At 67.9% G+C, this 13,166-nt stretch carries 11 protein-coding genes and 1 pseudogene; 7 read left to right on the top strand and 5 right to left on the bottom strand.

Annotation, left to right across the window (positions count from 1 at the left end):
• The first annotated feature begins 57 nt into the window (after nucleotides 1–57).
• The 4 genes from NFL01S_RS16645 (at nucleotide 58) to NFL01S_RS16630 (ending at nucleotide 3,525) form a co-directional block, all read left to right on the top strand.
• A complete protein-coding gene (locus NFL01S_RS16645) occupies nucleotides 58–1,056 on the top strand; it encodes an ABC transporter substrate-binding protein (RefSeq protein ID WP_062976262.1) in 999 nt (332 codons plus the stop codon).
• Nucleotides 1,053–2,357: an enterobactin transporter EntS gene (entS, locus tag NFL01S_RS16640; RefSeq protein ID WP_063915968.1), complete on the top strand. Its 1,305-nt coding sequence runs from the start codon at nucleotides 1,053–1,055 to the stop codon at nucleotides 2,355–2,357. The genes NFL01S_RS16645 and entS overlap by 4 nt, the downstream gene beginning before the upstream one ends.
• Entirely contained in the window at nucleotides 2,357–3,193 is an 837-nt protein-coding gene (locus tag NFL01S_RS16635) for a siderophore-interacting protein (protein ID WP_062976260.1), read from the top strand. The genes entS and NFL01S_RS16635 overlap by 1 nt, the downstream gene beginning before the upstream one ends.
• A gap of 89 nt (nucleotides 3,194–3,282) precedes the next feature.
• Nucleotides 3,283–3,525, top strand: a complete 243-nt coding sequence (locus NFL01S_RS16630; protein WP_062976643.1) for a phosphopantetheine-binding protein — start codon at nucleotides 3,283–3,285, stop codon at nucleotides 3,523–3,525.
• Between the two features lie 47 nt (nucleotides 3,526–3,572).
• Here the strand turns inward: NFL01S_RS16630 and NFL01S_RS16625 are convergent, their stop codons facing one another.
• Nucleotides 3,573–5,225 carry a (2,3-dihydroxybenzoyl)adenylate synthase gene (locus NFL01S_RS16625; RefSeq protein WP_062976258.1) on the bottom strand — a complete coding sequence of 551 codons (1,653 nt, stop codon included), beginning with the start codon at nucleotides 5,223–5,225 and terminating at the stop codon, nucleotides 3,573–3,575.
• An 86-nt stretch (nucleotides 5,226–5,311) separates the two neighbouring features.
• On the opposite strand from NFL01S_RS16625, the gene NFL01S_RS16620 reads away from it, so the two are divergent.
• The 3 genes from NFL01S_RS16620 to NFL01S_RS16610 all read left to right on the top strand — a co-directional run bounded on the left by NFL01S_RS16620 (nucleotide 5,312) and on the right by NFL01S_RS16610 (nucleotide 8,016).
• Nucleotides 5,312–6,118, top strand: coding sequence for an SDR family oxidoreductase (locus tag NFL01S_RS16620; protein WP_062976256.1), 807 nt, complete (start codon nucleotides 5,312–5,314; stop codon nucleotides 6,116–6,118).
• 9 nt (nucleotides 6,119–6,127) lie between these two features.
• Nucleotides 6,128–7,276, top strand: a complete 1,149-nt coding sequence (locus NFL01S_RS16615; RefSeq protein ID WP_062976254.1) for an isochorismate synthase — start codon at nucleotides 6,128–6,130, stop codon at nucleotides 7,274–7,276.
• 86 nt (nucleotides 7,277–7,362) lie between these two features.
• Nucleotides 7,363–8,016 (top strand): isochorismatase family protein, encoded by a 654-nt coding sequence (locus tag NFL01S_RS16610; protein ID WP_062976252.1) that lies wholly within the window; start codon nucleotides 7,363–7,365, stop codon nucleotides 8,014–8,016.
• 43 nt (nucleotides 8,017–8,059) lie between these two features.
• Here the strand turns inward: NFL01S_RS16610 and NFL01S_RS16605 are convergent.
• The 4 genes and pseudogenes from NFL01S_RS16605 to NFL01S_RS16590 all read right to left on the bottom strand — a co-directional run bounded on the left by NFL01S_RS16605 (nucleotide 8,060) and on the right by NFL01S_RS16590 (nucleotide 13,117).
• Nucleotides 8,060–10,009: pseudogene (locus tag NFL01S_RS16605) on the bottom strand (5-oxoprolinase/urea amidolyase family protein).
• Nucleotides 10,010–10,059: 50 nt separating this feature from the next.
• Entirely contained in the window at nucleotides 10,060–10,677 is a 618-nt protein-coding gene (locus NFL01S_RS16600; protein WP_062976640.1) for an urea amidolyase associated protein UAAP2, read from the bottom strand.
• Entirely contained in the window at nucleotides 10,674–11,441 is a 768-nt protein-coding gene (locus NFL01S_RS16595; protein WP_062976250.1) for a DUF1989 domain-containing protein, read from the bottom strand. The genes NFL01S_RS16600 and NFL01S_RS16595 overlap by 4 nt, the downstream gene beginning before the upstream one ends.
• Nucleotides 11,442–11,476: 35 nt before the next feature.
• Nucleotides 11,477–13,117: a high affinity choline transporter 1 gene (locus NFL01S_RS16590; protein ID WP_245670726.1), complete on the bottom strand. Its 1,641-nt coding sequence runs from the start codon at nucleotides 13,115–13,117 to the stop codon at nucleotides 11,477–11,479.
• Nucleotides 13,118–13,166 lie beyond the last annotated feature (49 nt).

The following is a 13,166-nucleotide window of genomic DNA, read 5'->3' as shown; positions in this document are numbered from 1 at the left end:
ACTCTGCCGCGGCATCATCCGGTGCCCCGGTAGTTCGAGAAAGAAAGTGAAACACCTATGTCGCTGTTATCCCACAGCCGCTTCGCGGCCTGGCTACGTGCTGTAGTCGGTCTGTTCGTCGCGGTCGTCGCGGTCGCGGGCTGTAGCTCCGATGCCGAGCCTGCCGCCGAAGCCGGGACCCGGCCGATCCAGACCGAGAAGGGCGCCGTCGAGGTGCCGGCCGACCCGCAGCGGGTCGTGGTGCTCAACGGCGCCCTCGCGGGCTACCTCTACGACCTCGATGTCCCGGTGGCCGCGGCGGATACCCGGGTTCTCGGTGTCACCGACCGCAGCGGAAAGTTCCCCCCGACATGGGCGGATGACGCGACCGAACAGGGCACCCAGGTGGTGCCGATCGGGCAGACCGTGAACGTGGAGTTCGTGGCCTCGATGCAGCCCGATCTGATCATCGGTGGTGGCCAGGGCTTCCCGGCCAAACAGTCGGTGGACGCCTATGACCAGCTCAGTGCGATCGCGCCGACCGTGCTGGTGCCCGGTGATGTCACCGATTGGCAGGGACAGCTGAAGCTGCTGGCCGATGTGGTCGACAAGGGCGACAAGGTGAACGAACTGATCACCGCCTACGACGACAAACTCGAGCAGGTTGCCGAAACCGTCAAGGCGCCCGAGCAGCAGATCGGCTTCTTCCAGTCCGCCGCCGATGGCAAGCCGAAGATGATCCTGCCGAATGCCGCGCTGCCGACGTTGCTGGCCGAGCTGGGTTTCACGGCCGACGAGCAAGTTGTCGCCAAGGCCGGTAACCCGGAGATCAACCCCTCCGCCGACTGGTTCAACTTCAGCCCCGAACTGCTGACCAAGGTCGTGGATCAGCCCGTGGTGATCGTGGTTCCGCTCAGCGGCGCCAAGAGTGCGGCAGATCTCGCGAAGGACCCGATGTTCGCGCAGCTGCCCGCGTTCAAGAGCAAGAAAGTCTATGAGCTGCCGGCCACCAGCTACCGGCCGGACTACCGCGGCGTGATGAACACCCTCGACCTGATCCAGGAGCAGTTCAAGTGACAGCCACCGCCGGCCTCCTCATCGATATCTCCCCGTTGCGGGAGAGCCGGCGGTTCCGCTGTGCCTTCGGCGCGCGGCTGATCTCCGTACTCGGCATCGGGCTGCTGATGGTGGCCCTGCCGGTACAGGTCTACGACCTCACCGGATCGAGCCTGCACGTGGCCGGAGTATCGACGACCATGGCGGTCGCCCTGTTCGTCGGCAGCCTGGGCGGCGGGGTGATCGCCGACCGGTTCGACCGGCGCACGGTGATGCAATGGTCGCGGACCGCGGCGGGGCTGGCGTTCCTGGCCCTGGGCCTCAACGCGATACTGGCCAGCCCCACCCTGGCGGTGATCTACGCCGCCGCCGTCGTGGACGGCCTGGCGGGCGGGATCAGCGGGTCGGCCATGATGGCGCTGGTGCCGATGCTGGTCGAGCGCGCGAAGATGCCGGCGGCGGGCGCACTGATCACCTTGACCTCGGATCTGGGCACCATGATCACCCCGGCCATCGCCGGTGTGCTGATCGCCCAGATCGGGGTCCCTTTCGCGTTCTTCGCCGCTGCGGCGGCGACTGCGGCCACCGTGGGCCTGATCCGGGCCATCGGGGCCGCCCCGCCACCGGCGCGCGAACTGCGCAACCCGCTGGTGGAAATGGGGCAGGGGATCGGGTTCGCGGTGCGCCACCGCGTGATCCGCGCGGTCTTGGTGAGTGGTCTGCTCGCCATGCTCGTGAGCGGGCCGTTGGTGTTGTTGCCGGCGTTCTCGGATCAGGCGCTGAATGCCGGTCCGGCGACGCTGGGCCTGCTCTACGCCGCGCCCGGTGCGGGTGCCGTACTCGGATCGCTGACCAGCGGCTGGATCGGCCGTTCCCGCCGCAACGGCCTCGCGTTGCTGGCTTCGCTGGCTCTCATGCCGCTGGGGCTGATCATGGCCGGTGTCTGGCCGCAGGTGGCATGGAGTTTCCTGGGGCTCGCCGCGTTCGGGATCGCCCGGGCCGTGAACAACATCCTGCGGTACTCGGTACTACAGCAGCATTCGCCGGAGGATATGCGCGGCCGGTTGTCGAGTCTGCAACTGGTGCAGTCGGTGACCGGAACGGCGCTCGGGTCGATGGCAGCCGGCGTGATCGGCGGTCTGGTGACACCGGGGGCCGCCCTGGTGGTCTACGGCGGTGCGGTGCTCGTGCTGCTAGTCCCCACCATGGTGTTCCTGGCACCGCTGGCCCGGCTCACCGCTCCCGGCAAACCCGCTGAGCCGCCGGTGAAACCGCCGGTGGAGCCCACCGGAATCGCGGACAAAGGAAAGGACGGTGTGTGATGGATCGCGGTGCCTACCGTGAGCGGATCGCCGAGGTCATGGCCGGATCCCATGGGGCCAAGGTCGGCTATCCGATCGAATTGCGGGAACTCGAGGTGATTCGCACCCGGCAGGTGGGTTCGGGTCTGCTCCGGGTCACCTTCGGCGGTCCGGAGCTCGCCGGATTCCACAGCTATGTACCCGACGAACACGTCCGTGTGGTCTTCCCCGACACCGACGGCACGCTACGCCTGCCGGTGAAAGACGGCCTCTCGCTGGAATGGCCTGCACCGCGGCCGATCTCACGGGAGTACACGGTGCGCCACTACGACGCCGAGGCGGGCGAACTCGATATCGAATTCGCGCTGCATCCCGGCGGTCTCGCCTCGGACTGGGCGCTGGCCGCCGCACCGGGCGACCGTATCCACATCGCCGGCCCGCCGGGCGGTGTGGTGGTGCCGGAGAGCTACGACAACTACTTGTTCGCCGGGGATATCACCGCGCTGCCCGCGATGGCCCGTTGGCTGGAACGGCTGCCGCGTGCGACCGAGGGCTGGGTGTTCGTCGAGGTCACCGACGCGAGCCAGGAGATCGAGATCGATGCGCCGACCGGGTTCGAGATCCAGTGGCTGCACCGCGGTGATGCCGCGCCGGGTACCGGGGATCTGCTGGAGAAGGCGATCCGCACGGTCACGGTGCCCGCCGGGCAGAGCGTGTACGCGTGGGTGGCCGGTGAAGCCGGGCAGTTGCGCCCGATCCGCAAATGGATCCGCAATGAACTCGGTGTCGGGTCGAAGGACTGCCTGATCGCGGGCTACTGGAAGCACGGGATCGCGAATTTCGACGGCGAAGAATAAAGAGAGGACCCGGCATGATCGGGTCGAGTGCGAAGGAGGCAGCGCAGCGTAACCACGCAGCGCTCCCGATCATGTCGAAAGGACAGAGCATGACGAACGACGCAGCGGCCATGACCGATCGCGACCGCTTCATCCAGGATGTCGCGGAAGTGATGGGCGTACCGGCCGGGGACCTGTCCACCGATACCAATCTGCTCGATGCCGGGCTCGATTCGGTGCGCATCATGCAGCTGGTGGAGAAATGGCGGTCGGAGGGACATGAGACCGTCGATCCGATGATGCTGGCCGGGGATCCCGTATTGGAGTCCTGGCTGGAGGTTCTGTGCCCGTGACCGGACGCCGCGAACCGCGCCGGATGCGTGGTTCGCGGCACCGGGGGTCACGGTGCGCGGTGTTCCTCGGCCAGCAGCCGGCGCAGATCGCGGCGGCTGGTCTTCCCGACCCCGGTCTCCGGGAACTCCTCGATGGTCACCACGGCGTCGGGCATCTTCCACGCGGCGATACCGCGTCCGCGGACGAAGCTGCGGACCGTGGTCAGCGTCGGGGGAGTTGCGGGATCGACGGGTTGGACGAAGGCGCAGATCCGTTGCCCGAGTATCGGATCCGGCGTACCGACGATGACCGCGTCGCGGATGCCGGGATGTTCGAGCAGATGGGCCTCGAGCTCCTCGGCCGATACCTTCTCACCGCCGCGGTTGACCCAGTCGCCCGCCCGGCCCTTCACGACGAGGTTGCCGTCCGGGCGCAGCGCGACGATATCGCCGGTGCTGTACCAGCCGTCGGGGTCGAAACTGCGGGCATTGGCCTCGGGATTGTCGTAGTAGCCGCGAATCGTGTAGGGCCCTTGGGTTTTCAGATTTCCGTCGGCGCCCGGCGCGACCTCGTCGCCCTCGTCGTCGACGATCTTTATCCGGTCGAGTTCCGACATCGGCCGGCCCTGGGTGGCGACGACGGCATCGATAGGATCGTCCAGCCGGGTGTAACACACCAGGCCCTCGGCCATTCCGAACACTTGCTGCAGGGTTACGCCCAGCGCGGGTCCGACCCGGCGGGCCAATTCGTCGGGGCAGCGGGCGCCGCCCACCTGGACCACCCGCAGGCTGGACAGATCCGGCAGTTCGCCGCCTTTTTCGGCCCGCTCGACCCACAGCCGTGCCAGCGGCGGTACAAGCCCGGTGATGGTGACCCCGAAGCGTTCGATCGCCGCGAACGCGGTGGAGGGCGTCGGATCCGGTGTCATCGCGACCGTTCCGCCCGCGTACAGTGCGCCCAGGATTCCCGGCGAGCTCATCGGGAAGTTGTGGGCTACGGGCAATGTTGCCAGATAGACCGAGTCCGGACCCAGGCCGGTGATTTCGGCGCTGCGCCGCACGCTGTAGAGGTAGTCGTCGTGGGTGCGGGGGATGAGCTTAGGAATTCCTGTACTGCCGCCGGAGAGCTGCAGGAACGCGACATCGCCGGCGTCGAGTTCGGGCATCTCGGCCGGTTCGTCGCGGTATCCGGCGAGATCGGCGGCGCCCTCGGCGAACTCGGTCTCCGGGTCGTCGATGACCAGCAGGACGTGGCGCAGGGAGTCGACCCGGCGCCGGACGGTATCGGCCAGCGCCGCATGATCGAAACGCTGGTGGGTGGCGCAGGTGATCATGGCGACCGCGTTGCTCGCGTTGCCGATCGGCACCAGCTCGGATTCGCGGTGTGCGGGCAGGCAGAACACCGGCAGCGCACCGATTTCGAACAGTGCGAAGATGACTTCCACGAATTCGGCCCGGTTGGGCAGTTGGACGAGGACGCGGTCGTGGTGGTCGATGCCGAGGCGCATGAGGCCGGTGGCCAGCGACCGGGCGCGGCGGTCAAGTTCGGCGTAGCTCCAGCGGTGGGTCGCGTCGACGACGGCGATCGCCTCGGGGGTTTGTGCGGCGCGGGTGCGCAGCAGTTGCGCGAACGTCTCACCGGTCCAGCACTTTTCGTCGCGGTACCGAGTGGTGAGTTCCGGTGGCCAGGGTGTGAAACCGGGCAGGACGGACGATGGCATGGCGCCCCTCTCTCCGATCGGCGATCTTGTTCGATGTCACACCGAAATACTAGCCTTACGGTGTAATTTTAGGTTAGCTTAACCTAATGGTCACGAAGCAATGGGGTGAAGGGGTCATCGTCACCGGAGCCGCCGGGGGGATCGGGGCGGCCGTCTCCACCGCACTCGCAGGCGCTACTCCGCTCATCGAACTGTGGGATACCGATTCCCGGGTGCACGAGGTGGCCGAACGGCTCGGGCGGCAGTACGAGGGAATTGCCGCGCGGGGCGCCGACATCGATCTCGCCGATGCTGCGGCCGTCGCCACGGCCTTCGATCGCATGGTCGCCGAGCACGGCGCACCGCGCATCGTCGTGCACACCGCCGGCGCGATGATCGGCGGCTCCGCCCTGGATACCGGCGCCGACGACTGGGAGCGCTGCCTCGCGGTCAACACCAACGCCGCCGTGTACGTGGCACAGCGCGCCGCCCGCGAAATGGTCGCCCTGCAGCGCGGTTCCATCGTGGTGGTCTCCTCGAATTCCGCGACGACACCCAGGGTCGGCCTCGCCGCCTACGGCGCCGCCAAGGCCGCGACCACGGCGTTCACCCGGTCGCTGGCGCTGCAGGTCGCACCGCACGGGGTCCGGGTGAACCTGGTGTCGCCGGGTTCCACCGACACTCCTCTGCTCCGCGGAATGTATGCCGATTCCGGCGAACACGGGCTCGGCGATGCCGCGCGCACCAGCCTGCTCGACGGCGATCCGGAGAACTACCGGCTGGGAATCCCGCTGCGGCGGATCGCCGAACCGGCCGATATCGCCGCCGCCGTCCACTTCCTGGTTTCCGACGCCGCGCGCCATATCACCATGCACGACCTGCGGGTCGACGGCGGCGCAACGCTGGATATGTGACACGAGAGGATGATCACCATCGATACCGAGAACTCCGCTTTTTCCGCGGATCCCGCTTTTGTCCTGTCCCGGCCGCAACGTACGGTGACCGCGTCGGCCGGGGATCGTGTCTTCCACAGTGCCGCCGCAGCCGCTGCTCAGTTGCGGGCCGGACGCGTGCGCCATATCGTCGGCGCGCTGCCGTTCACGCCCGGCGCCCCGGCCGCGTTGTGGGCGCCGGAATCGATTGCGGTGACCGACGGTCCCCGCAGGCCACGTGCGGTCACCGCACCCGATATCACGATCACCGACAACCTGCCCGAACCCGAGGAACACCTCCGCCGGGTGGGTGCCGCTATCCGGCTGCTGTCCGATCCCGCGCATGCGCTGCGGAAAGTGGTGCTGGCCAGAAAGCTCCGCGCCCGCGCCGATCGTGCGGTGCGCGCCGCCGACCTGCTCGACCTGCTGGTGTCCACCGATCCCGCCGGTAACGGGTACCTGGTCGACCTGTCCGCCGCCGGCGGCGTCTACACCGGCCGGCACCTGGTGGGCTCCAGCCCGGAGATCCTGGTGCGCCGGCTCGGGCCCGAGGTCACCAGCCATCCGCTGGCTGGGTCCGCACGCCGGATGCCGGAGGATCCGGTGGCCGATCGGATCGCGGCCGAATCCCTGCTCGGGTCCGCCAAGGATCGCCATGAGCACGGCTATGTGGTCGATCATGTGGCCGATATCCTGCGCGACCGGTGCACCGATGTGCGAACTCCCGCGAACCCCGACCTCACCGAGACCCCGGCCATGTGGCATCTGGGCACCACGATCGGCGCCACGGTGCCGGTTACCGGGCCGACCGCGCTGGAACTGGCCGATGCCCTGCATCCCACCCCCGCGATCTGCGGTACACCGACTGCCGCCGCGGCCCGGTTGATCGCCGAGCTCGAGGGCGAACGCGGTTTCTACGCCGGCGCGGTGGGCTGGTGCGATGCCGACGGCAACGGGGAATGGATGGTGAGCATCCGCTGCATGGAACTGGCCGCGGACCACCGGACCGTACTGGCCTACGCGGGCGGCGGAATCGTCGCCGAATCCGATCCCGAGGACGAACTGGCCGAGACCACCGGGAAACTCCAGCGTGTCCTCGGGCCGCTCGGGGTCGGCGGGAAGGCTGCCGCCGTGTCCTGATCCGAAAAGCTCACTGATACTGCGCCCCCGGCTCCGCAGCCTACCGGAAGGTTGCGGGCCACAAGAAATGATGAGGAGTTCTGGCCATGCCCATGCAGCCGATCGCACCCTATGCGATGCCGCCGTTGGACGAGGAGATCGCGAACCAGGTGTCCTGGGGGATCGAACCCGACAGATGCGCCCTGCTGATCCACGATATGCAGAACTACTTCCTCACCGCGTATCAGCTCGATCGCGATCCGGCCCGGACCATGATCGACAATATTTCCCGATTACGCGATAGATGCCATGAGCTCGGCATTCCGGTCATCTACAGTATGCAGCCCGGTGACCAGCACCCCGACCGGCGTGGATTGCTCGCCGATTTCTGGGGCGCCGGGATGCCGGACGGTCGCGATACCGAGGTCATCGCGGAGCTGGAACCCGATGAGAACGATATCCAGGTCACCAAATGGCGCTATTCGGCGTTCCAGCGCACCGATCTGCGCCAGCTGCTGGGCTACCGCAACCGCGATCAGCTGATCGTCACCGGTGTGTACGCGCATATGGGGTGCATGCTCAGTGCCGCGGAGGCGTTCATGAACGATATCCGCGCGTTCATGGTGCACGACGCGGTCGCGGATTTCAGCCGTGACGCACACCGGATCGCGTTGCAATACACCGCGCGGCGCTGTGGCATGGTGCTGAACACCGACGCTGTGCTGGCGCAGCTCGGGGCTCCGGTACCCGCCGGCGCCTGAACCGCCGGGCCGGCTCGTGGTCGAATGGCGAGCCGGCCGGCCCTCATTCGGTCAGTTCGCCCGACCTGCGCCAGGAGTCGCGTTCGGCCGCGAAGGCCGTGGCCTGGCGTGTCCGGAAGGCGTCGATGGATTCGGCGTGCTCGGTCAGGAAACGGCGGTGATCGGCCAGCCGGAACTCGCCGTCGCGGGCGCGTAGTTCGCCGCGGCCGGCGGCGAAGTCCGCCCGTAGGTCCAGTAGCTCTTCCGCACTGACCGGGTGCCAGCGGATGCGATCGAAAAACTGCAGTAGCCAGGGATCTTCACGGTCCGTATGCCGGCTCCACACCTGGGTAGTGCGGCCGACGAATTGATAGCCGCCCGGACCCTCCATACCGTAGATGCACAGGTACGCACCGCCGATCCCCACCGCGTTCTCCGGAGTCCAGGTGCGGGCAGGGTTGTATTTGGTGGTGATCAGGCGGTGTCGCGGATCGGTCGGGGTGGCCAGTGGGGCGCCGAGGTAGACATCGCCGAGGCCGAGGACGAGGTATTCGGCCGCGAAAGCGGTGTCGAACACTTCGGCTACGGTCTCCAGCCCGTTCATACGGCGAATGAACTCGGTATTCCACGGGCACCACGGGGCGTCGGCGCGCACGCCGTGCATATACCGGGTGATGGCTTCGCGCGTAGCCGGATCGTCCCAGGACAGCGGCAGTTCCACCGTTCGGCTCGGCACCACCAGATCGTCGGCGGCCGGTAGTTCTGTCTCCACTTCGGCCAGCATGTCCAGCGCGGCCGCGGTGGAAACGGCGGTGGGGTCGAGACGGATCTGCAGCGACCGCACACCGGGGGTCAGTTCGGTGATACCCCGCCCCGCATCCGGGCGCAGCCCTTCGTACAGCGCGTGCACCCGGGCGCGCAGTCCGAGATCCAGGGTCATCGTGCCGTATTCGACGAGAATGCCGTCGTCACCGGCGCGGCGGTAGGTGACGGGGATGCCGTCGGTTGTTTCGGTATACCGCAGGACACCGTCGTCGCCGTCGCCCCCGGCAGACAATACGGCGGACCAGGCCGCCCGCCGTCCCGGGCCGAGGATGCGCGGGGAAGCGGTCCGGTCGGCCCGGACGGGTACGAAACGTACCGTATCGCCGGGACACAACTGCCCGAGTTTCCAGCGGTCGGCGGCGGTCACGGTGACCGGGCAGACGAATCCGCCGAGACTGGGACCGCCCGTCCCAGCAGGATCGGGGTATCGCCGGTGAAATCGAGGGCGCCGACGCTGTAGGCGGTGTCGTGAATATACGACGGATGCAGCCCGGCCTCGCCGCCGTCGGGCCGGGCCCAGCGGGGTTTGGGCCCGATGAGCCGGACACCGGTGCGGTCGGAGTTGAAATGCACTTCGTAGGCGGTGCCGTACAGGGTGCCGATATCGGCGCGGGTGAAGAATTCCGGCGCGCCGTGCGGCCCCTCGGTGACGGCCAGCTGCCAGTTTCGGGTCAGCGCCGGTTGCTCACCGTCGGGCACCGCGCCCGACGGAGCGCGCACGGCCGGGCCGAGCGGCAGGATATCTCCGGCGGCGAGGGCGCGACCGGTCACGCCGCCGAACCCCGCCGAGGGTGAAGGTGGCCGCGCTGCCCAGATACTCCGGTACCGCCACACCACCGGAAACGAGGACATAGCAGCGCATCCCGGGCCCCTGGGTCATCCCGATATCGAGTAGTCCGTCCGCCGGGACCAGCACCGGCCGCCACAGCGGTACCCGGCGGCCCGTCACGGTCACCTCGACCGGTGCCCCGGTGACACAGACCCACGTCGGCACGGCGAAACGCAGGGCCGGCCCGGCCATCGTGCATTCCAGCCCCGCTGCGCCCTCCTCGTTGTCCAGCACGCGATTGCCCAGCCGGAACGACAGATCGTCCATCGGCCCCGACGGCGGTACACCCACATGCCAGTAGCCGGTCCGGCCGGGCCAATCCTGCACGGTGGTGAGCAATCCGGGTCGTTCCACCACCATGTGCGATATCCGCACCGGGTCTGTGGCCGGTGCGAGCGCTGTCGGCGCGGTTATCGCGACACCACCATTCGCACCGGCGTCGGAACGAAACCGTTGCACGGATTGTTGATCTGCGGGCAGTTCGACACCAGCACCAGGGTGTCCGCCTCGGCCCGCAGCGAGACCGTTTTACCAGGCGCGGACAGACCGTCGACGATGCCGAGGGTTCCATCGGATTCCACCGGTACGTTCATGAACCAGTTGATATTCGACACCAGGTCCCGTTTGCCCATACCCCATTTCGCGGCCTCGGCGAGGAAGTTCTCCACGCAGGCGTGCTGGTGGCGGGTGTGGTGGCCGTAGCGCAGCGTATTCGATTCCTGGGAACAGGCCCCGGCGATGGTGTCGTGGTTGCCGACGTCGTCGGCGATCACGGTCATCAACGTGGTTCCCGTATCGGTGCGCAGCACACTGCCCGTGGTGAGGAAGATATTGCGCTGGGCGGTGATCGTGGCCTGGGCGCTGTAGCGGTCGGTGTGATCGGCCGCGGAGTACAGCAGGCAGTCCACGGCCTGGTTGCCGTGCAGGTCGACGATATCGAGGCGGTCACCCGCCCGTACGATCGCCGACCACGGCGCGCACGCCGGCACGATGTCGTCGAGGACAATGGTCGCGGTGATGTTGCTCATACCCACTCCTGTCGGGTCCGGGCGGCCGACCAGGCCTGTTCGGTGTTCTGTACGGCCCGCAGATATTCCGGGTCGTTGTTCACGGTGGTGGTGTCGAGGAGGTCGCCGGGCCAGGCCACCAGATCGAGCTCGGTGACCGGGGTGTCGTCGAGCGGGTGCGGGGTATCGGCCACGAGCACGGTCACCGGCAGGTGGATCAGCAGTTCGATATGGGCGCCCGGCCCCGCGGAGCCGTTCGCGGCGAGGTCCCCTTCGCTACCGACCCGCACACCACGGAGCAGCGACAGCGTCGGGCCGATATCGCGGGGTTCGAGACCGTATTTGGCCGCGGCGCGTTCCAGCAGCAGCCGGCCCGCACGCGAGGTGCCGCACAGCGTGTCGTGGTGGCCGGAGGTATCGGTGACGACCGTGGCCAGCACCCGGCCCTGGTCCGACAGCAAGGGGTGACCGGCGCCGAGATAAGCCTGCCACGGCACCTTTACGGTGTCGGCGATATTGAGTCGCTCCCAGGGAGCTTCCGCCCGAAGCAGGAACAGGTGCGCGCATGCCGAACCGTGCGGATCGGTCAGCCGCAGTCTGGTGCCGCGCCCGAGCACCGCACCGGTGTATCCGCCGGGGGGCAGCCGGACGGTCCAGGTCGTGTCGGCCGGGTGGATCCCGGCGGGCAGGCCGGGGGTCGCCGGGGCGGCCGAGCCCTGGGCCCGGGCATGCGCGCGGGCGCCGGTGGTCGAGGCGGTGGTGGGTGCCTGTGCGGGCGGTGTCATCGTCTCTCCTTGCTCATGGGAGCGGGCGTGCTCTGTCAGCCGGGCTGTTTGACGGGTTCCGGTGTGGACACCGGAGCGGGTGGTAGGACCGAGGCGGGCGGTATGCCGGTCGCGGCGCGGGCGCGTAGTCGTCCGGCGGCGTGAGTCGCCAGGAACGCGATGAGTGACGCCAGGAATCCGAGGAAGGTCGGCCACCCGTCGAAGCCGGGGCCGATCAGCGAATTATTCAGATACAACACCGTATTCGGCACCCCGTACATCGTGGGAGTGAGAACGAACAGCAGCAGGCGCACACCGAGCCCGGCGACCATCGCGGCGACCGCCGCCGCGGTCGTGACCCGCCGGGGCAGGTGGGCGGCCACGAACGGGACGATCAGCCCGGCCAGCATCAGATCGAAGGCGAGGGTGAGCAGGATGCCGGTCTGCGGGACCTGGACCGCGAAGAAGATCGCCACCGCCGCAACCGGAATCATGGTGATGCGGACATCACGCAGCAGGGTGTCGCGACCGGCGGTATCGGTGCGTTCGGTACGCCCGGCGATATTGCGGGTGGCCACGGCAGCGGTGCCGAGGATGGCGCCGTTGGCGGTGGAACACGAGGCGGCGACGACGGCCGAAAGCACCAGGATCGCCAGTCCGGCGGGTGCGTGTTCGTCCAGCAGGGCCAGCAGGCGCGGACCGCCGTCCGGGTCGACGATATCGGTGGTGGCCAGCGCGACCAGCGCGTACGGAATACCCACCACGGCGGTACCGGCGGCGCTGGCGAAGCAGGCGCGGCGCGCGATCTCGGGGGAGCGTGCCGAGAAGATACGCTGCATGAAATCGATGGCGACGATATCGCCGATACCCAGCGCGATGAGGGTGGCCCAGTTGATGGCCGCACCCTCGGACGTGTTGCTCAACTGGCCCAGATCGAACGGGCCCATCCCGTCGGGGATATCGATCCCGTACGTGGAGCCGACCCAGATCAGCAGCGCCAGTGAGCCGATCACCGTGATCACCGTCTGAGCCAGCGCCGTATAGGCGTCGCTGAACATGCCACCGGTGACGTTGTAGGTGAGCACGATGGCCACGATGAGCAGCACGCCGGCGGTGTAGGGGATGCCCAGGAAACGTTCGAACAGATAGCCGCCGGCCACCAGATTGCCGGCCAGCAGAATGCAGAAACTGAAGATCATCAGGATCGAGGCGGCCAGTTCGACCCCGCGGCCGTATTTGATCTTGTAGAAATCGGGCAGCGTGAGCAGCTTCATGCGGTTCATCGGCTTCGCGAAGAAGATTCCGGTGAGCAGCAGGCACAGGCCGAGGCCGAGCGGGAGTGAGGCGCCGGCCCAGAAACCCACCGACCCGGCGAGGTCGGTATTGCCCAGCGTGGCATTGGAATCCACTGCCTGACCCATCAGGCCCGCCGCCACCAGCGGTAGCCCCAGGGATCGCCCGGCCACGAGGAAGTTGACGCTGTCGCCGTCCACCTTGCGGGAAACCAGCAGGCCGATGCCGATTACCGCGAGCACGCTGACCGCGATTCCGAGGCTGATCATGGCCGGTGGCCCTTCGTCCGACATGAATACGGTGCCCAGCGGGCAATCGCCGACGCCGCGCTCAGAGTCCTCGGCTGGACTGGCGACCTCGCCGCGGTCGGAGCGGCGGCCGACGCCCTCCTGGACGCTGCGCATGTGTGACCGGCCGGTCAGTGCGGGCGGCTGAGCTCGAGCTGCTTGCCGA

It is taken from the genome of Nocardia flavorosea NBRC 108225, from assembly GCF_001613385.1.
GTDB lineage: Bacteria > Actinomycetota > Actinomycetes > Mycobacteriales > Mycobacteriaceae > Nocardia > Nocardia flavorosea.
The sequence above is the reverse complement of the archived record's forward strand: the minus strand, read 5'-3'. Positions and strand labels throughout refer to the sequence as shown.